The 25,910-nt window shown below is 43.3% G+C and carries 20 protein-coding genes and 1 riboswitch; of the genes, 14 read left to right on the plus strand and 6 right to left on the minus strand.

Annotated features, from left to right (window positions below; translation table 11 throughout):
- Window positions 1–267: 267 nt before the first annotated feature.
- On the minus strand, window positions 268–1,584 hold the full coding sequence (ahcY, locus tag OLM45_RS04330; protein ID WP_264512266.1) for an adenosylhomocysteinase: 1,317 nt from the start codon (window positions 1,582–1,584) through the stop codon (window positions 268–270).
- Window positions 1,585–1,734: 150 nt separating this feature from the next.
- On the opposite strand from ahcY, the gene OLM45_RS04335 reads away from it, so the two are divergent.
- The 6 genes from OLM45_RS04335 (at window position 1,735) to OLM45_RS04360 (ending at window position 8,700) form a co-directional block, all read left to right on the plus strand.
- Window positions 1,735–2,469 (plus strand): 4'-phosphopantetheinyl transferase family protein, encoded by a 735-nt coding sequence (locus OLM45_RS04335; protein WP_264512267.1) that lies wholly within the window; start codon window positions 1,735–1,737, stop codon window positions 2,467–2,469.
- Window positions 2,469–3,185: a geranylgeranylglyceryl/heptaprenylglyceryl phosphate synthase gene (locus OLM45_RS04340; RefSeq protein WP_264512269.1), complete on the plus strand. Its 717-nt coding sequence runs from the start codon at window positions 2,469–2,471 to the stop codon at window positions 3,183–3,185. The genes OLM45_RS04335 and OLM45_RS04340 overlap by 1 nt, the downstream gene beginning before the upstream one ends.
- A 77-nt stretch (window positions 3,186–3,262) precedes the next feature.
- Entirely contained in the window at window positions 3,263–3,877 is a 615-nt protein-coding gene (pnuC, locus tag OLM45_RS04345; RefSeq protein WP_264512271.1) for a nicotinamide riboside transporter PnuC, read from the plus strand.
- Window positions 3,844–5,961 carry a DUF4301 family protein gene (locus OLM45_RS04350; RefSeq protein ID WP_264512273.1) on the plus strand — a complete coding sequence of 706 codons (2,118 nt, stop codon included), beginning with the start codon at window positions 3,844–3,846 and terminating at the stop codon, window positions 5,959–5,961. Before pnuC ends, OLM45_RS04350 begins: the two co-directional genes overlap by 34 nt.
- Window position 5,962: 1 nt before the next feature.
- Window positions 5,963–6,364 (plus strand): alternative ribosome rescue aminoacyl-tRNA hydrolase ArfB, encoded by a 402-nt coding sequence (gene arfB, locus OLM45_RS04355; RefSeq protein ID WP_264512275.1) that lies wholly within the window; start codon window positions 5,963–5,965, stop codon window positions 6,362–6,364.
- A 43-nt stretch (window positions 6,365–6,407) separates the two neighbouring features.
- Window positions 6,408–6,502: riboswitch (TPP riboswitch) on the plus strand.
- Window positions 6,503–6,585: 83 nt separating this feature from the next.
- Entirely contained in the window at window positions 6,586–8,700 is a 2,115-nt protein-coding gene (locus OLM45_RS04360; RefSeq protein ID WP_264512277.1) for a TonB-dependent receptor, read from the plus strand.
- A gap of 28 nt (window positions 8,701–8,728) precedes the next feature.
- On the opposite strand, the gene OLM45_RS04365 is transcribed toward OLM45_RS04360, so the two are convergent.
- A complete protein-coding gene (locus tag OLM45_RS04365) occupies window positions 8,729–9,151 on the minus strand; it encodes a hypothetical protein (protein ID WP_264512278.1) in 423 nt (140 codons plus the stop codon).
- A 214-nt stretch (window positions 9,152–9,365) separates the two neighbouring features.
- Here OLM45_RS04365 and greA point away from each other — a divergent pair, with 214 nt between their 5' ends.
- Window positions 9,366–9,842 carry a transcription elongation factor GreA gene (gene greA / locus OLM45_RS04370; RefSeq protein WP_129460062.1) on the plus strand — a complete coding sequence of 159 codons (477 nt, stop codon included), beginning with the start codon at window positions 9,366–9,368 and terminating at the stop codon, window positions 9,840–9,842.
- A 2-nt stretch (window positions 9,843–9,844) separates the two neighbouring features.
- The gene (locus OLM45_RS04375) at window positions 9,845–10,234 is read left to right on the plus strand and encodes an HIT family protein (RefSeq protein WP_264512280.1); all 390 of its coding nucleotides are present in this window, start codon (window positions 9,845–9,847) and stop codon (window positions 10,232–10,234) included.
- Window positions 10,235–10,644: 410 nt separating this feature from the next.
- Here the strand turns inward: OLM45_RS04375 and OLM45_RS04380 are convergent, their stop codons facing one another.
- Window positions 10,645–11,793, minus strand: a complete 1,149-nt coding sequence (locus tag OLM45_RS04380; protein ID WP_264512282.1) for a sensor histidine kinase — start codon at window positions 11,791–11,793, stop codon at window positions 10,645–10,647.
- A 174-nt stretch (window positions 11,794–11,967) separates the two neighbouring features.
- On the opposite strand from OLM45_RS04380, the gene OLM45_RS04385 reads away from it, so the two are divergent.
- The 5 genes from OLM45_RS04385 to OLM45_RS04405 all read left to right on the plus strand — a co-directional run bounded on the left by OLM45_RS04385 (window position 11,968) and on the right by OLM45_RS04405 (window position 17,782).
- Window positions 11,968–12,849, plus strand: a complete 882-nt coding sequence (locus OLM45_RS04385; protein ID WP_264512283.1) for a flavin reductase family protein — start codon at window positions 11,968–11,970, stop codon at window positions 12,847–12,849.
- Window positions 12,850–12,876: 27 nt separating this feature from the next.
- Complete coding sequence (locus OLM45_RS04390) at window positions 12,877–13,272, plus strand: DUF3127 domain-containing protein (RefSeq protein WP_129460057.1); 396 nt, start codon at window positions 12,877–12,879, stop codon at window positions 13,270–13,272.
- A 211-nt stretch (window positions 13,273–13,483) separates the two neighbouring features.
- Window positions 13,484–14,146, plus strand: a complete 663-nt coding sequence (gene aat, locus OLM45_RS04395; RefSeq protein WP_264512285.1) for a leucyl/phenylalanyl-tRNA--protein transferase — start codon at window positions 13,484–13,486, stop codon at window positions 14,144–14,146.
- Between the two features lie 746 nt (window positions 14,147–14,892).
- On the plus strand, window positions 14,893–16,314 hold the full coding sequence (locus OLM45_RS04400) for a T9SS type A sorting domain-containing protein (protein WP_264512287.1): 1,422 nt from the start codon (window positions 14,893–14,895) through the stop codon (window positions 16,312–16,314).
- Window positions 16,315–16,360: 46 nt separating this feature from the next.
- On the plus strand, window positions 16,361–17,782 hold the full coding sequence (locus OLM45_RS04405) for a T9SS type A sorting domain-containing protein (RefSeq protein WP_264512289.1): 1,422 nt from the start codon (window positions 16,361–16,363) through the stop codon (window positions 17,780–17,782).
- A 904-nt stretch (window positions 17,783–18,686) separates the two neighbouring features.
- On the opposite strand, the gene OLM45_RS04410 is transcribed toward OLM45_RS04405, so the two are convergent.
- From OLM45_RS04410 to OLM45_RS04420, 3 genes are read right to left on the minus strand one after another with little or no spacing between them, the layout of a single operon-like run.
- The gene (locus tag OLM45_RS04410) at window positions 18,687–19,247 is read right to left on the minus strand and encodes a DNA-3-methyladenine glycosylase I (RefSeq protein ID WP_264512291.1); all 561 of its coding nucleotides are present in this window, start codon (window positions 19,245–19,247) and stop codon (window positions 18,687–18,689) included.
- On the minus strand, window positions 19,237–19,890 hold the full coding sequence (locus OLM45_RS04415) for a queuosine precursor transporter (RefSeq protein WP_264512293.1): 654 nt from the start codon (window positions 19,888–19,890) through the stop codon (window positions 19,237–19,239). The genes OLM45_RS04410 and OLM45_RS04415 overlap by 11 nt, the downstream gene beginning before the upstream one ends.
- On the minus strand, window positions 19,890–23,567 hold the full coding sequence (locus OLM45_RS04420) for a TraB/GumN family protein (protein ID WP_264512295.1): 3,678 nt from the start codon (window positions 23,565–23,567) through the stop codon (window positions 19,890–19,892). The genes OLM45_RS04415 and OLM45_RS04420 overlap by 1 nt, the downstream gene beginning before the upstream one ends.
- A gap of 135 nt (window positions 23,568–23,702) precedes the next feature.
- Here OLM45_RS04420 and OLM45_RS04425 point away from each other — a divergent pair, with 135 nt between their 5' ends.
- Window positions 23,703–25,811 carry a M3 family metallopeptidase gene (locus tag OLM45_RS04425; RefSeq protein WP_264512297.1) on the plus strand — a complete coding sequence of 703 codons (2,109 nt, stop codon included), beginning with the start codon at window positions 23,703–23,705 and terminating at the stop codon, window positions 25,809–25,811.
- The last annotated feature ends 99 nt before the right edge of the window (window positions 25,812–25,910 follow it).

Genomic DNA, 25,910 nt, shown 5'->3' on the forward strand with positions numbered 1-25,910 from the left:
GGCTTTCTCTTTTCTCTTGCTTCTTGTCTCTTTCTTCTTGCCTCCCCGCGTTAAGGATTGAAGCGGCATCCTCCCGATCCTTCGGGAGATACAGCGGAAAGCCTGACCCCCGACAACCCAACGCGTATTGTAGCTTTACTCTTCATCGGGGGGAACGCCATAAAAAAAGTCGTCTCAACGAAGAAACGACTTTAATAAATTATGAATTATGAATTATGAGTTTTGCGAAGATTCAATCTAAATTCTAAACTCTAAATTCTAAATTTTTTAGTATCTATAGTACTCAGGCTTATATGGCCCTTCTACTTGAACTCCGATGTACTCGGCCTGACTTGGATTTAAAACTTCCAACTCCACACCTAATTTCGCTAAGTGTAATGCCGCTACTTTTTCATCCAAATGTTTCGGTAACATGTACACTTCGTTTTTGTAGTTCGCACTGTTGTTCCACAATTCGATTTGTGCCAACGTTTGGTTGGTAAACGAATTACTCATTACAAAGCTAGGGTGACCTGTAGCACAACCTAAGTTCACTAAACGACCTTCAGCCAAGATGATAATGTCTTTACCGTTTACGTTGTATTTGTCCACTTGAGGTTTGATTTCGATTTTGGTTTCGCCATAGTTCGCGTTCAACCAAGCCATGTCGATTTCGTTATCAAAGTGTCCGATGTTACATACAATCGTTTTGTCTTTCATGTTCTCGAAGTGACGACCTACTACGATATCTTTGTTTCCTGTAGTCGTGATGACGATATCCGCTGTAGCGATTACCGTATCCAATTTTTTCACTTCATATCCGTCCATAGCGGCTTGTAACGCACAGATGGGGTCGATTTCAGTTACGGTAACAATCGAACCTGCTCCACGGAACGAAGCTGCTGTACCTTTACCTACGTCACCGTAGCCACAAACTACCACGCGTTTTCCAGCCAACATCACGTCAGTTGCACGACGAACTGCATCTACAGCCGATTCTTTACAACCGTATTTGTTATCAAATTTTGATTTTGTAACCGAGTCGTTTACGTTGATCGCTGGCATGTGTAACGTGCCGTTTTTCATGCGCTCATACAAACGGTGAACCCCTGTAGTGGTCTCTTCTGACAAACCTTTGACACCACCAATTAATTCGGGGTAACGGTCGAATACCATATTGGTTAAATCCCCACCATCGTCCAAAATCATGTTTAACGGTTGACGATCTTCACCAAAGAACAACGTTTGCTCAATACACCAGTCGAATTCTTCCTCGTTCATACCTTTCCAAGCATATACGGGAATACCCGCAGCAGCAATCGCAGCCGCAGCGTGATCTTGCGTAGAGAAAATGTTACACGAAGACCAAGTTACTTCAGCTCCCAACGCTTTCAAGGTTTCAATCAAAACCGCTGTTTGAATCGTCATGTGCAAACATCCTGCGATGCGCGCTCCTTTTAAAGGTTGCGATGCACCGTATTCCGCACGCAATGCCATTAATCCAGGCATTTCTGCTTCAGCCAATTCAATTTCTTTACGTCCCCATTCAGCTAGGGAAATGTCTTTTACTTTGTACGCCACGAAAGGCACAGTATTCGTACTCATGTATTGTGTATATTTGTGTTTATATTTGAGGGTGCAAAATTACAAACTAAGTTTCGAAATAAAAAACTTTAATGTAATTTTATGAATCGTTAATCCGATTTAACCCGCTAAGAATCAGAAAAATAATAAGGAGCTATTTCCCGCTATCCGTTGCAATCTTTTTGGGGTGAAGACGTCAAAGGCATCGAATTCACGCCGTTACCACCACCCCAAAAAGGATTTCCACTACTATCGGGGCTAGGAGAATCTGCACAAATGCCATTTTACGAAACCATAAACATCCGTCCACAAACCCAATTACACCTCTGGAAAATTGAGGAGTCACTTGAACAATTGGCCGAAGGACTCACACTCCAAGAGCGCTCCCGCCAAAAGTTGGACAAACTCAAAGCAGTCACCCACCAAAAAGGGTTTCTCGCCGTGCGGCAATTGCTCGTGCATTTGGGTTTTACCGATGCAGATGTACAATACGATCCCAATGGTAAGCCACTACTTTCCAACGGACAACATATTTCCATTTCACATTCGCATGATTTTGCAGCAGTCGCTATTAGCAATGAAAACCTCGGCCTCGATGCCGAAGCTATGCGACCCAAAGTGTTGCACATTGCGCCCCGTTTTATGGATATTGAAACGCATTTGGCCGGACTCACACTCTCGGAGCAACTTCAGAAAGCGACCATCATTTGGAGCATCAAAGAAGCGGTGTTCAAAATCAAAAACGAAAAAGGCATCAGTTATCCCAACCACATTAGCGAACATCCGTTTAGCTTCGCCGATGGGAAAACGACCGCTCGATTAGACTTTAACCAATGCACCGAATTGTTCCCCGTGCATTTTATTCAGCGCGAAGACTATATCTTTGTGTGCGCTTTTGAATCCTAATGAAGGTATACGACACCATTTTAACGGCCTACCAAAACCAACAACCGTTGTTGGCGGTACTCATTGATCCCGAGAAAACCCATCCCGATCAAGCGGTTGCGTTGTGCGCGCAGTTAAAAGGAACTCCCGTGACACATCTACTCGTAGGTGGCAGTACGTTTCAAGGACCGCATTTGGAAGAATTGGTTGTCCAACTCCAAAAAGCTTCGGGTTTGCCCGTACTCTTGTTTCCCGGCGATTATGCCCAAATCACCGAAGCCGCCGACGGAATTTTATTCCTGTCGTTACTCTCCGGTCGCAACCCCGAATACTTAATTGAACAACAGGTAAAAGCTGCGCCACTGCTGCATCATTCCAACTTAGAAATTCTGCCCACCGGCTACCTCCTAATTGAAAGCGGTACCGAAACCGCTGTGCAACGCGTAAGTGGCACGCAACCTTTGGCGCGTAACAATTCTCATCAAGCAGCAATGACTGCACTCGCGGGCCAACTCTTAGGAAAAAAACTGATTTATCTGGAAGCGGGGAGTGGAGCGCAACACGCCGTGCCACTCGAAATGATTGCCACGGTAGCCCAAACTTTAGCAATACCGTTAATTGTAGGCGGTGGTATTCGTTCGTTGGCGCAAATTCAGGCAGCCCACCAAGCAGGCGCTACTATGGTGGTGATTGGAACCGCTTTTGAAGAAAACCCTGATTTTTTTAAATTGTCATAAATCCTGAAAGGCATTTTACAAAAGCATAACCTCGTTTTCTGTAGAGAATCCGTACATTTACGCTCCAACCCAAAAGCATGTTTGATTTCTTTTTAAAATCCTATGAAAATGCCTCGTCGCTCCAAATTGCTTTGGAGTTTTTGGCCTTTGTCACCGGAATCCTAAGCGTGTTTTTCGCCAAAAAAGAGAATATTTGGGTGTATCCTACCGGACTCATTTCTACCCTCATCACGGTGTATTTGTTGTACCAAGCCCAGTATTTTGGGGACATGACCATGAATATCTATTATTCCATCATGAGTGTTTACGGCTGGTACCGCTGGACAAAAGGGGCAGATGAAGGTGCTCTCGCCATCACGCGAACCTCTACCCAAGAGAAAATTGTCGGGTTGGGAATGTTTGTTTTGACGCTTTTGGTGACGTATGGGGTGTACCAATTTTTTGACTATACCCTTGAAATTCCCAATTATATTGATATTTTTACCTCAGGGTTATTTTTCACCGCCATGTGGTATATGGCATTAAAAAAGATTGAAAACTGGACCCTTTGGATCATTGGCGATTGCATTGCCGTACCTTTGTTTGCTTACCGCGGACTCGGCATGCTCTCACTGCAATATTTAGTGTTTACGGTCTTAGCCGTTTTAGCCTATATCGAATGGAAGAAAATCTTAAACAACACCCGTCCGTAATTGACGGGAGAACGGTTTTACGCATTGCTTTTTACGGTCCTGAATCAACGGGCAAATCGACTATTGCCGCGCAATTAGCCGAAGCCTTTGACACGGTTTGGACACCCGAATTTGCCCGTGATTATCTCCAAGATAAATGGAACGAGTCGGGTGAAATCTGCCAACCCGAAGATTTACTCCCCATTGCTGTGGGGCAAACACAATTGGAAAACCAACGTTTAGAACAAGCCAACCGCTTTCTGTTTTGCGATACCAATGTGTTGGTCACCAAAGTTTTTGGCGATATCTACTACGGTTCGGTCCACCACGATATTGAAAAAGCAGCCAAAAAACACAAATACGATTTGATTTTCCTCACCGATGTCGATGTGCCATGGGAACCCGATGATTTGCGGGATCGACCTGAAAACCGGGAAGAAACGCTTCGTGTTTTTGAAGAGAATCTAATTCATTACAAAAAACCATACATCAAATTAAGCGGCAGCGCGTCCTCCCGATTGGGACAGGCCCAAAAAATCGTGTTGGATTTGGAAAAGGCCCTGCAGCTAGGATTTACTTCATTTGATTTTATCGAAATCTATCACCGTCAAATGAATTGGGATACCTTGCGCTATCAATTTTCCATACTTAAAAACGGATTGCCTAAAATTCACCTTGAACGAGCCGCAACGATTGACGATGGCATTCAGTCGCTCACCGAAGAAGAAGCGCTTTACTATGCCGCCCTTTTTGATGAAAAAAAGGAAAAACTCTGCCTTAAAAAGTTTGTTCCCGCCTCAGGAGCAGCGAGTCGCATGTTTAAATTCTTGAGTGAATTTTTAAATGATTTCAAGCCGGGTCAGGATACGCTGAATTCCTATATTAATCATTCCCAAAACAAAGATTTATCCTTGTTTTTGGTAGCCAAAGACAAATTTCCCTTTTACCAAGCAGCCGTTGAGAAAGCCCGCCAATTGTTTCCGACCTACGATACCATGGAAGCCGATGAGCGCAGTTATTGTTTTGTCAAAACGGTATTGTCGTCTCAAGGATTTAACTTTGCCAACCAACCCAAAGGCGTTTTGCCTTTTCATCAATACCCAGCCCATACAGCCACAGCTATTGAAGAACACTTGAATGAATGTGCCCACTATGCACATTCTCGAGGGGTATCCAATTTGCATTTTACCGTTTCGGAAGAACATCAAGATCGTTTTGAACAAATTGTATCACAAGTCAAACCCAAGGTTGAAGCCGACAACGATTTGTCCATTCAGGTGAAATATTCCTACCAAGACAAATCAACCGATGTCATTGCTGTGGATTTGGAAGGAAAACCGTTTCGGGATAAACACGACCAAATTGTATTTCGACCCGGCGGACATGGAGCCTTGATTCAAAACCTAAACCGTCTGAATGCCGATATCGTGTTTGTAAAAAACATCGATAACGTGACCCAGAATCATACCCGCGAAGTGGCCTTGTATAAAAAAGCCTTGGCCGGAATTCTATTGCAATTGCAAGAAACGGTTTTTCGGTATTTGAAAGTTTTAGCAAGTGGGGAATTGACCAACGAATTGCTCAGTGAAATCGCCTATTTTGTCAATAACAAACTCCACATGGAAATCACCGAAGAATTTCCAAAATATACCCGTGAAAGCAAAATCGAGTATTTGTTTGAAGCACTTAACCGACCCATTCGCGTATGCGGGATGGTGAAAAATGAAGGCGAACCCGGTGGCGGCCCATTTTGGGTGCGCGATCACAAAGGGCGTGTGTTTTTGCAAATTATCGAATCGTCACAAATCGAGAAAGAACAACGCTATATTATGGAACAAGCGACCCATTTTAATCCTGTGGATTTGGTGTGTGGCATCCGTGATTACCAAGGGCGTAATTTTGATCTCACCCAATTTGTCGATCCCAATACCGGATTTATCGTCGAGAAAAACAAAGACGGTCGTCCGTTGAAAGCCTTTGAATTACCCGGACTTTGGAATGGCGCCATGGCCAAATGGTTAACCGTATTTGTCGAAGTGCCATTGGTGACATTCAATCCCGTGAAAACAGTCAACGACTTATTAAAACCTGCGCACCAGCCCTAAGATGAACGCGGATATTTTACGGAGCGAACTCCAATTCAAAGCCGTACGAAGCAGCGGTGCCGGTGGGCAAAACGTCAACAAAGTGGCCTCCAAAGCCGTCTTGTCTTGGGATGTCAATGCCTCACAAGCGATTACTGCAGAGGAACGGGAACGCATTCTGGACAAATTAGCTTCCCGCATTTCTAACGAGGGTGTACTCCAAATTTCCTCTGAAGCCGATCGCAGTCAGTTGAAAAACCGCACCAACGCCGAAAAGAAATTGTTCCGATTGGTGGCTCAAGCCCTCGAAATAGCCAAGCCACGCAAAGCGACGGCCATTCCTTTTAGTGTGAAAATGGAACGTTTGGCCAACAAAAAATCCAAATCGGAGATCAAACAAAACCGACGCAAACCGAATTTTTAGAAAAAAGGTTTTGCAATTCCACTTTATTTTAAGTTACCTTTGCACCGTCTCATCGGGGTGCTCAAAATAACGAGCTGAGATCATACCCATTGAACCTGGGCAGGTAATGCTGCCAAGGAAAAAGACAAAGGCGAAGAAGCGCGCCTTCCCCTTTGTCGGGCCAGTACAATCTTTTTTAACCAAGAATAATGTACCCCAATTATTCGTAATCTTTTTTACGAATGGAAAACGTATTCAAAAAATCCATCCAAGGTATTGCACTTGCAATCTGCCTTCCAGTGTCGCTTTGGGCGCAACAAAAACCCAAAGATTCGACCCAAACCACCCAATTGGACGAAGTCTTAGTCCAAGCCGTTCGCGTGAACAAAAAAACGCCGGTATCCTTTAGTAATTTGACCCAAAAAGACATTGCCACTCGCAATCTCGGGCAAGACATTCCAATTTTAATGAACTACATGCCGTCGGTAGTGACGACTTCTGATGCCGGAAACGGTTTTGGCTACACGGGCATTCGCGTACGCGGTACCGATGCGACCCGCGTCAACATTACCATCAACGGTATTCCTTACAACGACTCGGAAAGTCACGGAACGTTTTGGGTGAACATGCCCGATTTTGCCTCGTCCGTACAAAGTTTGCAATTGCAACGCGGAGTCGGAACGTCGACCAACGGTGCTGGAGCGTTTGGTGCCAGTTTGAACATGTTGACGGATTCTTTTTCACCCAAAGGTTCGGGGGAAATCTCCAATTCTTTCGGGAGTTTTAATTCACACAAGCATACGGTTAAGTTCAGTACGGGTTTAATGAACGATCATTTCGAAATCGCGGGTCGTCTCTCGAAATTAAATTCGGATGGCTATATTGACCGTGCGAGTGCCGATTTAAAATCGTATTTCTTGCAAGGAACGTATGTGGGCAAAACAACTTTGATTAAAGCGCTCGTTTTTGGTGGAAACGAAAAAACCTACCAATCCTGGAACGGAATTGACGCCTTTACGCTAGCCAGTGACCGCACATTCAATTCGGCCGGAATGTACACCGACGAATTTGGGAATACCCGCTATTACGACAACGAAACGGATAATTACCAGCAAGATCATGCACAATTGCATTGGAATGAAAAATGGTCGAATGCATGGAGTACCAACCTTGCCGTGCATTACACCAAAGGGAAAGGGTATTACGAAAATTATAAAGAAGATGTCGATTTCGTGGATTACGGCTTAACACCTGTTGCGGGTCAAACCACTACCGACTTGATTCGTCAAAAATGGTTGGACAATGATTTTTATGGAACGACCTTTTCGGCCAATTATAAAAAAACCAACTGGAACGTCATTTTGGGCGGAGGTTGGAACAAATACGAAGGCTTGCATTTTGGCAAAGTCATTTGGGCGCGATACGCTTCTACTTCAGAGTTAGGGGATGAGTACTACAATGACTACGGCATTAAAACCGACGGGAATGTTTTTGCGAAAGCCACTTACGACTTCAATTCCAAATGGAGTATCTATGGTGATGTCCAATACCGTCGTGTGAATTACAAAGCGAACGGCGTTCAAGCCAATCTCATTGACGATACGTTTAACTTTTTCAACCCCAAAGCTGGGGTAAACTTCAACATGGATGCAAAGAATAGTTTCTATTTTTCGTATGCCCGTGCCAACCGCGAACCCAACCGTACCGATTACGAAGGCGGAACGGTAAAACCTGAAAAATTAAACGACTTCGAATTGGGATGGCGCTATGAAAGTTCGAAAGTACAATGGAACGCCAACGTGTATTATATGTTGTACAAAGACCAGTTGATTTTAACGGGCGCCTTGGATGATGTGGGGAATCCCATTCGTTCCAATAGCGAGAAAAGTTACCGCCTTGGACTAGAAGTAGACGCAACGGTGGCACTTTCCAGTAAATGGTATTGGAAACCGAATGTGACGGTAAGTACGAATAAAAACGTGGATTTGACAAACAACGGTGTCGCCAAAGGAAATACGGCCATTGCCTATTCACCGAATTTAATTGCTGGGAATTTAATCGTGTTCCAACCCGTAAAAGCAGTAACGCTTACTTGGTTGACGAAGTTTGTGGGCGAACAATACCTGAACAATTTGGAAACCCCAGAAGCGCGTTTACCCGATTATGTGGTGAATGATTTCAATGTATCCGTGACGTGGACACCCAAAAAAGTATTCCAATCCATCACGGTAAATGGTTTGGTAAACAATGTGTTGAACAAACAATACATCTCCAACGGCTACATGTATGATATCTATCCGTATTATTACCCGCAAGCGGGGCGTAATTTCTTGGCCGGACTCACCTTAAAATTCTAATGAAAAAGCCGGATTCACTCCGGCTTTTTTAGTTATATACTGTAATGACGTTTCCATTGACTTGTACCCGGTATTGCTTTAAGCCGTAGGGTTTGCCAGTGGTTTGTCCGTTGAATAGGTTGTAGTTTTCACCTTCACATTCGCAATGGGCATTGGAACTAGATAAGGTAAGTTTCGAACAACTGGTAATGTTTTGGTTCGGACACGAACCGTCAAAGGCGTTGTAGGTCGAACCTGTATTGAACACAATCACGCCATTGGTTGGGCCGTTTACAGGATACACGCGTACACTGTTTCCGGTAAACAACAAGGAATTGTAGGAAGGAAGATTCGTATTCACTTCCATGGAAAAGCCGTAATTGGGCAAGTACGGGTTTTGATTGCTAAAACCATCTTTACTGCAACCCCAGGTTAGAACCGTTAAAAGTGAAAGAATTACTGCTTTTTTCATGCTAATTTTTTTAAAAAGTTGAATTTTTGCTCAACGAATTTGATTACATTTGTGCTCCTCAACACAACAAAAGTAGGAATTAATTAACCAAAAAAATATATCTTTGGAGGTAGAAATCCCGTCGCGATGGGATTTTTTCTATTTTATATACAACGCGAAGACACGCTTTTTTGTTGTAATTAACCCCAAAGATGACTAAAAAACGAAAGGAATTATGAGTAAGGTATCTTATTATACCGCGGAAGGTTTAAAAAAGTTGAAAGACGAACTAGAGCAATTAAAATCGGTTGAACGTCCTAAAGCGTCGCAAGCTATTGCCGAAGCGCGCGATAAAGGCGATTTATCCGAAAATGCCGAATACGATGCTGCCAAAGAAGCCCAAGGTTTGTTGGAAATGCGCATCGCCAAAATGGAAGAATTGTATGCCAATGCCCGTTTGATTGATGAATCGCAATTGGACGTGTCCAAAGTATTGGTGCTTTCCAATGTGAAAATTAAAAACCAAGCCAACGGTATGGAAATGAAATATACCTTGGTAGCGGAAAGTGAAGCCGATTTAAAAACCGGGAAAATTTCGGTAACGTCTCCGATCGGAAAAGGATTACTGGGTAAATCAGTTGGCGAAGTAGCTGAAATCACTGTGCCCAACGGGACTTTGAAATTTGAAATCTTAGAAATCTCCCGCGACTAATCATGAGCAGTATCTTCACCAAAATCGTAAATGGCGAAATCCCCTGTTATAAAGTAGCCGAAGACGACCGCTACTTGGCGTTTTTGGATGTAAATCCCAATGCCAAAGGACATACCTTGTGTATTCCCAAACAGGAAATCAACAAGTTGTTTGATATGGATGAAGAGCACTACTTGGGATTAATGCAATTCTCGCGTAAAGTGGCCAAAGCCTTGGAACAAACCGTGGAATGCAAACGCATCGGCGTGGCGGTGGTCGGACTCGAAGTTCCGCACGTGCACGTGCACTTGATTCCGCTCCAAGAGATGGACGATATGCGCTTCCAACGCAAAACGAGTCTCACCCCCGAAGAATTTACAGCACTTGCTCAGACTATCGCAGAAAAAGTATAAAAAAGAAACCATCGGAAACGGTGGTTTTTTTAATGAGGGAATTTGTCAATTTGAAAATGAGGTAATTTGAAAATTTGAAAATGATTGTTAAATCGCAGCTACTATTACACTCCTACACCCTTTCCACTTTTCCACTTCCATTTGAAAAATAAGATGATTTGGAAATTTGAAAATGTCCATTTAATCGCAGTCATTGCTACACTATTAAACCCTTTCCACTTTTAAACTCCAATTTGAAAATGAGATAATTTGAAGATTTGAAAATGAGCGTTCAACCCCAGCTACTGCTACACTCTTAAACCCCTTCCACACTAAATTACTTTGTGCCAACATCGTCTAACCTTGTGTTCCTTTGATAACGGCACCCAACTTTAAACTTTAAACCTGAAACTTGAAACAATATTCAGGGGCTAGGAAGCCACCCCATATACAATCTGTATCGTCGTGCCTTTGCCTACCTCCGAGTGCAACACCCGAATGCGGCCTTTGTGGTATTCCTCCACAATGCGCTTTGTGAGCGATAAACCCAAGCCCCAACCGCGTTTTTTGGTGGTAAAACCGGGTTCGAAAACTTTCTTAAACTGGTTCTTCGGAATCCCCTTGCCGTTATCCGTCACGTTGATTTTGAGGTTAGTTCCGTCGTTTTCAAGTACCAAATCCAATTTCCCTTTGCCGCGCATTGCGTCGATGGCGTTTTTCATGAGGTTTTCGATGGTCCAACTGTGGAGCGCCGGATTCATTTTTACCCAAACCGCTTCGCTCGGTGCTGTAAAGGTAAATTCCACCTGATTGGAAAAACGGGATTTTAAATAATCAAACGATGCGCGCGTTTCTTCAATGATATCTCGGGATTCTAAAATGGGCTCCGAACCAATTTTCGAAAAACGGTCCGTAATCGTTTGTAACCGCACAATGTCTTTTTCTATTTCTTCCAAAGTCGATTCGTCTACCGAACTGTCGGCTTTCAAAAATTCCAGCCAACCGATCAGCGACGACAAGGGCGTTCCAATTTGGTGCGCCGTTTCCTTCGCCATTCCCGCCCATAATTTGTTTTGGGTAGCCATCTTCGTACTGCGGTAGAAGTTGTACACCACTGTTGCAAACAAAAAGATAATCAGTAACAACGCCACCGGATAATACTTGAGTTTGTTCAGCAAGTCCGAGTCGCCGTAGTACAAATATTGAATCTTACCCGGGAGGTACTCCATCTTTATCGGGTCGTTCTGCGATTTTAAATTCTCCAATAACGCCCGCATTTGCAGCGAATCCTTCTCAATCGACGGGTCAATGTTAATGTGGTTCACAATTTTTCCTTGCTGCGTCACCATAATCGGGATATGCGCATTCTGGATAATTTCAAACGGCAACTCGATATCCGCATCCAAGTCGGCAGCCGCCATTTTCTTCTGCGCCAACGCCCACTGATTCATCTTCACCCGTTCTTCTTCCTTAAAAATCTGGAAAAACGAATAGGTGTTCCATAGAATCAACACCACAATCAAAAATGAAGTGGCAATGATAATCCAACGGGTAACAGCACGGCGGTCGGTAAATTGCATGCAGAAATAATTTGCCTAAAAATACATATTTTTTTGTTTTTTTGGGCAGCTATTCCGGCTTTCCGCTGTATCCCTCCACTGCGTTTCGGGGATGCCGCTGCAATCCGGGCTGCAAACCCCTGCACCGTTCGCGTTTGTACTAAAATTGGCTATCTTTGTCCAAAACCACGAATCATGTTAACGATCGACCCAAAGTCGCTTTCCCCCATGCAATTGCAAGGGTACTTACAATCGGCCATTGCGCCCCGTCCCATCGCGTTTGCCAGTACGGTAGATAAAAACGGGAAGCCCAATTTATCGCCGTTTAGTTTCTTTAATATTTTTAGTGCCAATCCACCCATTTTGGTGTTTTCTCCTGCCCGACGGGTGCGCGATAATTCCATTAAACATACCCTCATCAACTGCCAAGACACCCGCGAAGTGGTCATCAATGTCGTCAATTACGACATCGTGCAACAAATGTCCTTGTCCAGTACAGAATATGCCGAAGGCGTAAATGAGTTCGTCAAGTCCGGACTCACCCCAGTGCCTTCGCATCTGGTAAAACCCTATCGTGTACAAGAGAGTCCGGTGCAATTTGAGTGCAAAGTCAACGACATTATCGCGCTCGGTACTGAAGGCGGAGCGGGCAATCTCATCATTTGTGAAGTCGTTAAAATCCACATCAACGAAGCCGTTTTGGACGAAAAAGGAACCATCGATCCCGAGAAAATCGATTTGGTGTCGCGCTTAGGTGGCAACTGGTATTCTAGAGCCAAGGCCGGACTCTTCGAAGTCGAAAAACCGCTAGCGACCTTGGGAATTGGTGTGGATGCCATCCCTGCTTTTATTCGTGAAAGCGGTGTTTTTAACGGCAATGATTTGGGGAAATTAGGAAATGTAGAAGCCTTGCCAACGGCAGCAGAAATTGCTATATTTGTGAATGCGAATGTGCAGGTGAAAGCTGCGTTGAGTTCGGCCGACGAACAAAAAGTACACGAAAAAGCCAAAGCATTCTTAGACGCCGGAGAGGTGCTTTCCGCTTGGAAAACCTTGCTGGCCGAACGAGTAGGTTAATATTTTTTTATTTAATTCAATACGATTATGGAAGTTTCAGGAAGAGTAAAAGTGATTAATGCCGTACAGCAGGTGAGCCCCACTTTCAGAAAAAGAGAATTGGTAGTAACTACCGAAGAACAGTATCCACAACACATTATGGTGGAATTCACCCAAGACAAATGTGATTTGTTGGACAGTTATCAAGTTGGGGAACCCGTGAAAGTTTCCATTAATTTACGCGGAAGAGAGTGGGTAAGCCCACAAGGAGAAACCAAGTATTTCAATTCGATTCAAGGATGGCGCATTGAGCGTGTAGCTGCCGAAGCACCTGCACAAGGCGGCCAACCGATGGCACAACAAATGCCACCGATGCCCGCAGCTCCAGCGTTCGAACCCGCTACCAACTTCAACGAAGAAGAACACGACGATTTACCGTTCTAAACTTTGTTTAAAGTTTCAGGTTTCAGGTTTCAAGTTGGAACCGGTTGAAATCAAGGCTAAATCAAACCAATTCCAAATTCTATTGTTTAGGCTGTAGGGTTTGGAATTTGTTTTGGGTAGTGACTAGTGACTAGTGATTAGTATAGACGCGATTAAACACCAAAATTTAAACTCTAAATTCTAAACTCTAAAATCTAAATTCGTTAATCCCATGTATTTCCTCAACAAATTCCTCTATTTCCCCCCAGTATCCGAGGCGACGGTCGACGGACTCTTGGCTGTGGGTGGGGATTTGTCAGTGAAGCGCTTGGTATTGGCCTATTCTCAAGGAATTTTTCCGTGGTACGATCCCGAAGAACCCATTTTGTGGTGGGCACCGCCCAAACGAATGGTCGTACATCCCCAAACCTATAAAGTATCCAAAAGTATGCGGAACATCCTCAACCGCAAGCAATTTACCGTAACCCGCAATACGGCTTTTGACCAAGTAATTCGCCACTGCCAGAAAACGCCACGCCGCGGACAAACGGGTACTTGGATTTCACAAGACATTATTAAAGCCTACACGAAGTTGTACGACCTCGGACTCGTGGTTTCCTATGAAGTATGGCAAGAGGGCCAACTCGTGGGCGGACTCTATGGCGTCGACCTCGGTCACGTATTTTGCGGCGAGAGCATGTTCTCCACCGTACCCAACGCGAGTAAAGTGGCCTTCATCACCTTAATCCAAGACCTCAAAGAAAAAAACTACCATTTATTGGACTGCCAAGTCCACAACGAACACCTCGAAAAACTCGGCGCCTTCGAAATCTCCAGAGACGCTTTTATGCAGATTTTGCACAAGGTCGATTTAACGCAACTGGAAAGTGACTAGTGACTAGTAATTAGTGACTAGTAACTAGTCGTTAGTCTTTAGACATTAGACGTTAGTCTCGTAACTTCAGTTGGAATTTGGGATTTCTTTATTGGAATTTGTTTATTGGGATTTCAGTGTAATAGTGTATTGGGTTTAGGAGTGTAATGCGTGCCGTGATAATCGCACGCGCCCTCTTTCCTCTTGCTTCTTTTCTCTTTCTTCTATTTGCCACGAAGTCACAAAGCCACTAAGGTTTAAGGCATAAAGATTGCGGCCTTTGGCCGACTTAATATTCTTAATTTAAGCGGTTCGGTTGATTAACTTAATACCTTAATGTTTTAAAATTTTGGAGCACAATGTTTCACAAAGTTGGGCACAGAGTTTCACAAGGTTTTTTCACCGCAAAGAGGCAAAATTTTCGCAAAGTTTACGATTGCAAAGAACCGCGGCCTTTGGCCGACTTAATATTCTTAATTTATGCGGTTCGGTTGATTAACTTAATATCTTAATGTTATAAAAATTTTGGAACACAATTTCTCACAAAGTTGACACAATGTTTCACAAAGAATTTTGAAACTGATATTGAGTAGAAGTAGTGCTTTGTTTGTAAAACGCACCCTCTTTGCTCTTGCTTCTTTTCTCTTTCTTCTCAAATAGGAAAAATACTTTGAAATTTTAGGAAAATTCCTGATGGTTGTTGTAGTATACTTTTTTAAATTGCAGAGTATAATATACAATCAATCTTTTTAATACATATTTACGCCATGAATCGAAACTTCGCTTTTTTTCTTCTCCTTTGTTTGCTGCTCCCACGCATAGGGCGAGCGCAATGTTACACAGATTTTAACCCTGGAGAATTTTATGTCACGGTTTTGAAAAGTGATGGCACGTTGTGGGGTTGGGGATTCAACAATTACTACAATTTAGCGAGTGATCTAGAGCAAAACATTGAGTTGACACCTATACAATTGGGAACTTTTACAGACATCATTGGCAATATTAATGGGGGCAACAACACTTTTGTTTTTCGTTCGAACGGTACTTTATGGGGGGTAGGTCAGAATACCAATGGTGCTTTAGGTGTGAATTCAAGTGTTGATGCTATTTCCAATTTTACTCAGATTGGTTCTGGATCTTGGAGTAAAGTTAGTAATCGTAGAGGTTTTTCTTTTTTTATTAAAAATGATGGCACACTTTGGGGTGCAGGCGTTAATAATTCCTACCAAATGGGACAGGGCAGTACTACACCGCTCAGTCAACTGAGTTTGGTACAAATCACTTCCGCATCTAATTATATTGAGGTGGTAAGTTGTGCATCAGGTGCAGGAATTGCCTTGCGCAGCGACGGTACCTTGTGGGGTTGGGGCTCTAATTCGGCAGGGTTAATGATGCAGGGGTCGAGTACAGGTGTTGTTCCTTTGCCGATTCAATTGGGTACGGAAAATCAGTGGCAGAAAATCAGTTCCTTTGGTGCGCACATACTCGCGTTGAAAACCGACGGTTCTTTATGGTCATGGGGAGAAGGCGGTTATGGACAGGCGGGAGATGGGTTGTCGCCAACGTTGTTTCGCAACATCCCCCGTCGAGTGGGAACGGATACGTGGCGGGAAATTGCTACGGGATTGTTTAGCTCTTACGGAATCAAAACTGACGGTACCTTATGGGCTTGGGGGGCCAATGATTTCGGTCAATTGGGGATAGGGAATTTAATAGACCAGCCCTTGCCGGTGCAAATTGGAACGGATAGTAATTGGGACAAGGTCAAATGCAAGAGTCAGAATTTTGCGATTGCATCCAAAACCGACGGTACGCTGTGGGTATGGGGCGATAATACGTATGGACAATTTGGAAACGGCACATCGGATAACAGCAGTACGGTACCCGTACAAGTTCCGGGGATTTGTTTGTTAAGCTCGCCCGAGGTTACAGCAGCCAGTGCGGTCTTGAAAGGGTATCCCAATCCGGCAAGTGATATTATCACGTTGGATTATGCTGCTTTTCCTGAAGCGACAGCCTTGGTTTGGTACGATTTAACGGGCCGCATTTTACGTCAAGTGCCATTGCCCCATGGAGAAACCCAATTTACTGAGGATGTGAGTGCCTTTCCAGTAGGGAGTTACCTCACAGCCTTACAAAACAAAAACGGGCAAATTATTACGCAGTTACGCGTGTTGATTGCGCGTTAAGCGGAACTGAAACAGATATTTTAAACAATTGATAGACTCGAACGCCATGCATATTTTTCGCAATTCCTTTCTTCTCCTTTGTTTGCTGCTCCCACGCATGGGGCAAGCGCAATGTTACACAGATTTTAACCCTCAGGAATTTTGTGTAACTGTTCTGAAAAGCGATGGCACCTTATGGGGTTGGGGTTACAATAGTTATTACAATTTTGCGAGTCCAAATGATCCGATAATCGAGTATGAGCCAATTCAAATAGGTAGTTTTAATGATATTGTGGCCAACACCAACGGTGGTTTTAACACTTTTGTTATACGTGCTAACGGTTCATTGTGGGGTGTGGGACAGAATACTAATGGTGCATTGGGTGTAAATTCAAGTGTTGATGGAATTTCTAATTTTACTCAAATCGGTACAGGCTCATGGGTTGGTGTGTCTAATTATAGGGGATTCAGTTATTTTATTAGAGGTAATGGTACTTTGTGGGGCGCTGGTGTTAACGATTCCTACCAAATGGGACAGGGCAGTACTACACCGCTCAGTCAACTGAGTTTGGTACAAATCACTACGGCGTCCAATTATGTAGATGTGGTAAGTAGTGCAACGGGAACGGGCATTGCTTTGCGCAGTGACGGCACCTTATGGGGTTGGGGAGCTAATTTTTCTGGACTACTCATGCAGGGGTCGAGTACGGGTGTAGTTCCCTTGCCGATTCAATTGGGTTCGGACAATCAGTGGCAGAAAATCAGTTCCTTTGGTGCGCACATACTCGCGTTGAAAACCGACGGTTCTTTATGGTCATGGGGAGAAGGCGGTTATGGACAGGCGGGAGATGGGTTGTCTTTAACGTTGTTTCGCAACACCCCTCGTCGAGTGGGAACGGATACGTGGCGGGAAATTGCTACGGGATTGTTTAGCTCTTACGGAATTAAAACCGACGGTACCTTATGGGCTTGGGGTCGAAATGATTTCGGTCAATTAGGGATAGGGAATTTAATAGACCAGCCCTTGCCAGTGCAAATCGGTACGGATAGTAATTGGGACAAGGTCAAATGCAAGAGTCCAAATTTTGCGATTGCATCCAAAACCGACGGCACGCTGTGGGTATGGGGGGATAATACCTATGGACAATTTGGAAACGGCACATCGGATAACAGCAGTACGGTACCCGTACAAGTTCCGGGGATTTGTTTGTTAAGCTCGCCCGAGGTTACAGCAGCCAGTGCGGTCTTGAAAGGGTATCCCAATCCGGCTAGTGATATTATCACGTTGGATTATGCTGCTTTTCCTGAAGCGACTGCCTTGGTTTGGTGCGATTTAACGGGCCGCATTTTACGTCAAGTGCCATTGCCTCACGGGGAAACCCAATTTACTGAGGATGTGAGTGCCATGCCAATTGGGAGTTACCTCACAGCCTTACAAAACAAAAACGGGCAAATTATTACGCAATTACGCGTGTTGATTGCGCGTTAAGCGAAGGTAAATCTAGTTTCAGGTGTAGGGTTTTAGGTTGGATGCCGTGATTATCAGTCGCAGTGGGTAGGGGGTGACTAGTCGTTAGTCTTTAGACATTAGACGTTAGTCTCGTAACTTTAGTTGGAATTTGGAATTTTTTATATTGGAATTTGGAATTTCTTTATTGGAATTTGGTCCCGAAACTTCGGGAGGAATTTCAGTGTAATAGTGTATTGGGTTTAAAAGTGTAGCAGTAAGTGCGAAAGAACGCCTATTTTCAAATTTTCAAATCATCATATTTTCAAATGGAAGTTTAAAAGTGTAAGGGTTTAAGAGTGTAGTGTATGCCGTGATAATCACACGCGTTTTCTTTTCTCTTGCTTCTTTCTTCATTCTTCTTTTTGCCACGAAGCCACAAAGGCACAAAGTTTTAAGGTATAAAGATTGCGGCCTTTGGCCGACTTACTACTCTTAATTTATGCGGCTTGGTGGATTAACTTAATTCCTTAATGTTTTAAAATTTTGGAGCACAATGTTTCACAAAGTTGGGCACAAAGTTTAAAAGGTTAATTTGTGTAAAAGTGGAAGGGTTTAAGAGTGTAGTGTATGCCGTGATAATCACACGCGTTTTCTTTTCTCTTGCTTCTTTTCTCTTTCTTCTATTTGCCACGAAGCCACAAAGCCACTAAGGTTTAAGGCATAAAGATTGCGGCCTTTGGTCGACTTACTACTCTTAATTTATGCGGCTTGGTGGATTAACTTAATTCCTTAATGTTTTAAAATTTTGGAGCACAATGTTTCACTAAGTTAGGCACAGAGTATAAAAGGTTAATTTGTGTAAAAGTGTAAGGGTTTAAGAGTGTAGTGTATGCCGTGATAATCACACGCGTTTTCTTTTCTCTTGCTTCTTTTCTCTTTTTTCTCAACTTCTCGTCCAACACCCAACCACATGATCATTCACCATTCCCGTGGCTTGCATGTGGGCGTAAACCACGGTGGTGCCGACAAACTTGAAGCCGCGTTTTTTTAAGTCTTTGCTAATGGCATCCGAAAGTGGGGTAGAAGCGGGAACGTCTTTCAAGGTTTGGGGTGCATTGTCGATGGGATTGCCCCCGGTGAAGCTCCAAAAGTAGTCGCAAAACGAACCAAATTCTTCCTGAACTTTTCTATAGGCTTGGGCGTTGCTGACAGCCGCCCGAATTTTCAATTGGTTGCGAATGATACCCGCGTTTTGCAATAATTCCTGGATTTTGGTTTCGGTGTATTGACTGACTTTCACAACGTCAAATTGGTCAAAGGCTTTGCGAAAGTTCTCGCGTTTGGCCAAGATGGTGTACCAACTCAGTCCGGCTTGAAACGTTTCTAAAATCAGGAATTCAAACATTTTTTGGTCGTCCCGCACCGGGCGGCCCCATTCGTGATCGTGATACGCGCGGTACAAATCGTCTTTTTCGCACCAGCCGCAACGGTGTTTAGTGTCCATCTTTTTTCAAATAGTTGTCGATTAACGAATGGCCCAAATAAATAAGCGGTGTCAGTAATATGGCAATCCCAAGTTTGACGGAATAGCCCGTAAACGCGGAAAGAATAAACGTGTCGTTGTCCATTTTTCCGGGTAGCCAAAAAGCAATTCCCAAGACAATGAAACTGTCAAAGAGTTGGGAAATGACGGTCGAACCCGTACTGCGCAACCAAATCATGCGGTTGCCCGTTTTGTTTTTGACAAAGTGAAATAGGGTAACGTCAATTAATTGCGATACCAGAAAGGCCGTAATACTTCCGATAATAATCAGCATACTCTGTCCGAAAACGGCTTTAAATTGGTCATCGGTTACCAAGCCGTCGCCTTTCACAGCGGGAATCTGGAGTCCGATGAACAACAGCACAAACGTATACGTTATCAGCGAAGCGGTGAGTAAAGACAGTTTGCGCACGCCTTTTTCACCAAAATATTCGTTGATGAGGTCGGTAGTCACAAAAACGACTGGCCAGGGGAGGATTCCCAAACTCATCACGGCTTCTCCCACATAAATGAGTTTCCCGCCGATGAGTTCGGCAACCAATGCGTTGGTGATAAAAATACCCGCCAACACGATGTAGACCATATCTTTACGCGATTGAAACATTAGTCTTCGTAATCAAATAAAGGGTTATAATTATTGCCGTCTTTTCGGTAATTGGCCATCGGACGGTTTTCATTTAACGTTTCATTCATGATGATGGGCATCAATTTTTCCACCGTATTTTCTTCGTCAATATCTTCCACTACGGGTGATTTAAAGACCTGAGGCAGTATTTTACCGTTTTTCACCACAAATGCCATCGCATGAAACACCTTGGTTCCACTGGGTTTCCCGTCTTTCATGGGTTGGGTTTGGTAAAAATAAAACACCAAATCGTGACCGTCTTTTTGGGTTGTGCGTTTTTCTAAAAATTGTACTTTGTCTTTGGCACCCACTTTATCAAAAAACAACATGGCTGCCTCGGAGATTTCATCGTCTTTGAGTGCATCTAATAAATTGTAGTCGTCTTTTTGTTGCAACAATAAGATGGTGTTGAATTTGGATTTGGGATTCTCCAAGGCACTTTGCAAACGTTCTTTAGTCGTTTTGTTGTGCGCCATTTCCAACTGTACAATTTCCAATTGCAAGCTCGGGTCGTCAATCTTTTTCATTTTTTCCAACAACTCATCCACATTTTTGTTGGAAGGCAAATGGTACAATAAAGAAATGTAGTTGAGTAAATCACTGTATTGAGTGTTTTCACCCTCTTCTTCATCTTCAGCAACTACAACATAATCTTCACTATATTCGTCTTCACCCTCTTCATCGGCGTTGGCGGCTTTCTTCTCTTGACGGTTCACCATACGTTTGTATTCCAGTTTGGAATGGGTCAAGATAATTTTCTGGAAAGCGGCAATTTTCTTGGGTGACCCCAGTTTCTTTTCGAGAAGTTCGTTGCAAAATAGAATAATCGGTTTGTTGTATTCGTCGATGCCGTAGAATTGAAAAATATCAGGGAACAGTACCTTGCTGATTTCCGGTTTTTTTCTCAAATGACCGAAGAGTTGGTAAATTTCTGAGCTGTCTTCAGAAACCGGCAAATCGTATTCCATCAATTGGAGAATGGTTTTAAATGACTTCTCGGTTTCATGCGATGCCAAGGCATTTAAAATCGCCAATTGTTCAATCGATTTGACACCTTCTTCCTTGTATTTTGCCTCGAGATAGGTTTCAATTTCTGGATTTTTCAAATGACTGAGTTCGCTGTACAACGTACTTTTACCCTCAATTTCTTTATCCTTGAATGGGAAGGTGTCGATAAAGTTTTTAATGCGCTCAAAATCGGATTCTTTCAGACTTAACGAGTAGATGTTTTCAAAGGCCAACTTACGGATGGAATCCGTTTCACTTCGGGCTTCATCCATGAATAATTGGACTTTGTCGTCTAAAAATCCGGCGCCTTCATTGGGCTCCATTCGGAACGAACTGTACACTTTTTCAATAAAAGCATCGTCGTTTTTATAGTCTTTATCCACCAAAGTTTTTAGCATCACTTGGCGGTTTTTATTGGTGATCACTCGAACTTTAATCGCTTGAGCGGCATCAGTTCTAGTGATGATTGCATCCAAAATATGCGCGTTTTGCTCGGCATCCTGCTTGAAGTCGATGAGGGTTACTTTGGATTTCTTTTTGGTTTTAAAATACGTATCCCATTTGGAATGCAATGGATCCGCGTCGGGAATCGAATCGTTGTCTTCTTCTTCGATTTCCAAATAGTTCAACGTATTTATTTTTAAACTATCGATCGAACTCAACTGATTGTAACGTCCAATGAATAGTTCATTGATGGATACTCTCTGACCCGAATGGGAGTTAAAAGAAGTATTGATGCGATTTTCACGAAGCGACTTGGGCATGAAGCGGTACATTTCGCTGCGGCTAATGCCTAATATTTTACTTTCATTAACTTTCTCCGGAATTTCAACGGTATACTTAGATAGGGTATCACGGTGTACCGTAGTTTTTTGCAATTTAAAAGGAGCAATTGAAAATGAATCAAAGAATTTACGCGTATTTTCTTCACCGCTATCTACGGCTCCTAAAAGGTAATATTTGTTGCCTTTGATGACGGATTTTAATCGGTATTTATGGCTTTCGCTGTCGTTTACCGATTCAAATACGGTGGTTTTTTCATCAAAGGATGCGGTTTCTTTCAACTCGTGATTCATGTAGAATTCGTTGTGCAAACGTCCGTGTTGGAAAAAAGCATCATCCAAATTTTCAAAGTCGTTCATGGTTTGTTCCAACACAAAATAATAGCCTTTTTCAGTAGGATCATAGGCCTGGAACGTCACATTGGAATCAAACTTCTCGGAATTGCCATATTGAACACAGTATTCGGGCAGATTGACGGTAAATCCGCCTTTGGAAGGCGAAACGGTTGCCCAGTTTTTACCAAATCCTTTGATTTTAATGCGGTCGTAAATGCTTTGTTCAAATTTCTTGACATAATCATTAGGTCCCACCATACAGATGCTAATGATTTCGAGAGGCGTGACATAAAAACGGAAATGTTGGTAGTTACCCGTTTTGGATTTATTTCGCACATCATAACCCACAAACGATTCCTCGGCAATGTCTTTTTTCTCTAAGATTTTACCGGGGATGAATTCGTATAGCAAACTATCGATGGTTTTGGGATTGAATTTATCCTTGCGTTTTACCATAAAATCGTTGAGGGGTAAACGCGTAATGTTGAGAACGCCTCCGTTGGAAATGTCCAGCGTACTTTTCATCGGACCAAATTCCAGATCCAAATCGAAACTCACCGCTTGGATCATGTTGTCCTGACTTGCACTGGGTTTGGTTTTTGGGGTAACGTATAATTCTTCCAAAACTTTCTTTTGGGCTTCACCTTTTTTAGTAAGCGGACCTAGGACGGGTTTTACGGTATAACCTTTGTCGATTAACAATTGTAAAACGCCTTCTTTTCCGGCCAAATGTGCAGCACCTACCGCACTGAACAAACTCCCTTGACGTGCTAAAGAGTCAATGCTTTTGGCCATGATGTAGTTGCGGTCCAAGATGAGAATTTTATGTTTTTTGGGTCCGTCAGTGAGTTTGCTTAACGAATCCAACATGACAATGTCTTTCTCGCGGTAGAAGTCTTTAAGCGCAAGATAGGGCGATTTCCCTTTGATGATTTTGGCTAAAACCGCTCTTTTTTCTTCAGCCTCTTCCGAATTTTCTTCTGTTTCGTCTTCGTCGTAGTTGCGGGTTTTTTCATAACGGTTCAAGGCCAAATACGATTCTTTGGCATTTTCCAAACCAACAATTTTCTTGTTGTATTTTTTAGCGGTTTGAAAAATGAACATGTCCAAAACTGTATTCTCACGATAATCGGCGGATTCACCATCGTTACCCGAGGTCATATTGCTGAAATAATTCATATTGGCAAACAAACCCGGAATCTTTTGTTTATCGGCTCCTTTTAAAATGTTATCAGAAAAAAGTTGGTGGGATTCTTTATTGAAATTGGCTTCACCCAATGCGAGGTCAAAAAGGATATCCCATGTTTCGGGATTACTTTCGTTACTCACAATGTCAGCTTCCAATAAGTGTTGGTAAAAGGCATCGGATAAATGGTAGGATATTTTTTCACTTACGTGAAACGTACCGTACACATAGGATTTCTTTTTGAGTCCGTTTCCAGAGATTTCCCATAAAAGTGATTTTTCAAATTGTGCGTGAACCGAACAAGAGAGTAGTAAGAGTACAACGAGGCGAATAGCTGTTTTCAAAATAAAAAGTTTTGGTTTTCAACAAATATACTTAAAAAACAAAACGAAAGTTGTGCTGAATAATTGTTAAAAAATGGTTTTTTTCAGAGGGCAATTGCTTTGCTTTTTTTACATTTGAGTAAATACTAAACTACGATGAGAAATTTATTATTCACTGTGCTGATTGCTGTTCCTATGATGAATCTTGACGCCCAAAACACCAATCCGTTGTTGAACGATTGGAAGGGAAAATATGGTGGAGTGCCCGCTTTTTCCGAATACAAAGTGAGCCAATTCCGCTCGGCGGTGGATGTTGCTATCGCGGATAAGTTGCGTGAAATCGATGTGATTGCCACCTTGCCCACGCCGCCTAGTTTTGATAATACGATAGCCGCCATGGAGCGTTCGGGCAAACGGTTATCGCACATTAAAGCGATTTTTGACATTTACAGTTCGAATTTAAACACGCCCGAATTTGAGGCGGTAGAAGCGGAAATTACACCCAAATTTTCTGAAGTCAATAACCAAATGTATCAAAACAAAAAGTTGTTTGATCGCATTGCAGCGGTGTACAAAAGTGCCGAAATGAAGAAATTGACGCCGGAGCAAAAGCGATTGGTGACGGTTTACTACCAAAATTTTGTGCGCGAAGGCGCCTTGGCAGATCCCAAAAGCAAAACCCGTATCGCTGAAATCAATAAAGAATTGGCGGGATTGTTTACGAAATTCAGTCAGAACCAATTGGCCGACGAAAACAATTTGTATTTGGCGTTACAAACAGAAGCCGACTTTGATGGCTTGCCGAAGGAGTTGGCTGACGCCGCTCGCAGTGAAGCCAAAGAGCGTCATTTGGAGGTGTTGGGATGTATTGCGAATACACGTTCGTCGATCGAACCTTTTTTGACCTTTTCCAACCGTCGGGATTTGCGCGAGCAAGCGTTTCGCATTTTCGTGAGTCGGGGCGATAACGATAATGCCAATAACAACAATGCGACTTTGGTGAAGATTTTAAAGTTGCGCGCAGAGAAAGCCAAGTTGTTAGGTTTTAAAACCTTTGCCGATTGGAGTTTGTCCAATACCATGGCGCAAAAACCACAGCGCACCTTGGATTTAATGCTATCCGTTTGGGAACCTGCGGTGTTGAAAGTGCGGGAAGATGTAGCAGAAATGCAAAAAATAGTAGCCGCGGAAGGTAACAGTTTTGCGATTGAACCTTGGGATTACCGGTATTATGCGGAGAAAGTAAGAAAGTCCAAATACGATGTGGATGCCAATCAGATCAAGCCCTATTTGCAAATGGAGAAATTGCGTGAAGGGATGTTTTGGGTTGCGGGAGAAATTTTCAATTTGAATTTCAAGCAAGTGTATGACGTTCCTGTTTTTCATCCCGATGTACGGGTTTGGGAAGTGTCCAACAAAACTACGGGTAAAGTGGTGGGCTTGTGGTATTTTGATCCGTATGCGCGTAAAGGCAAACGTTCGGGCGCTTGGATGACGGCCTACCGTGAGCAAAGTCGTTTTGACGGCGAAGTGATGACGATTGTTTCCAACAATTGTAATTTCATTAAAGGAGCAGAAGGCGAACCGATATTGATTTCGTGGGATGATGCCAGTACGTTGTTCCATGAGTTTGGTCATGCGTTGCACGGTTTGTGTTCGAATGTAAATTATCCGTTGTTGTCGGGAACGAATACCCCACGGGATTATGTAGAGTTCCCGTCACAGATTTTAGAGCGTTGGTTAGCGACACCCGAAGTCTTGAATCGATTTGCGTTGCATTACCAAACGGGAGCACCGATGCCGATGAATTTAGTGAACCGCATTGAAGCGGCGGCCACATTTAACGAAGGATTTTCAACGGTAGAAACCATTTCGAGTGCGTTGGTAGATATGCAATTGCATTTGTTGGAGAATCCGGAGATTGATCCCAAAGATTTTGAAGCGAAGACGCTATACAGTTTGCACATGCCGCATGAGATAGTGATGCGTCACCGAATTCCGCAGTTTGGACATATTTTCTCGGGCGATGATTATGCTGCGGGCTATTACGGTTATTTGTGGGCCGATGCGATTAGTGCGGATGCGACAGAAGCTTTTACAGTAGATGGCAAAGGATTGTATGACAAAGAAGTGGCGAAACGCTTGTTGAAACATGTGTTTAGTGTGGGGAACACGGTGGACCCGGAAGTTTCTTATCCGTTGTTCCGAGGGAAAAAATCAACGACAGATGCCTTGATGCGTGCACGAAATTTTCCGATAAAATAACGAAGAACCCGGATTGAGTCCGGGTTTTTTAATAGGCACTTCTTAACTAGCCCGGGTTGCAGCGGCAGCCCCGTAACGCAGTGGAGGGCTATAGCGGAA

The sequence above is a fragment of the Flavobacterium sp. N1719 genome (genome assembly GCF_025947045.1).
In the GTDB taxonomy this organism is placed as follows: Bacteria; Bacteroidota; Bacteroidia; order Flavobacteriales; family Flavobacteriaceae; genus Flavobacterium; species Flavobacterium stagni.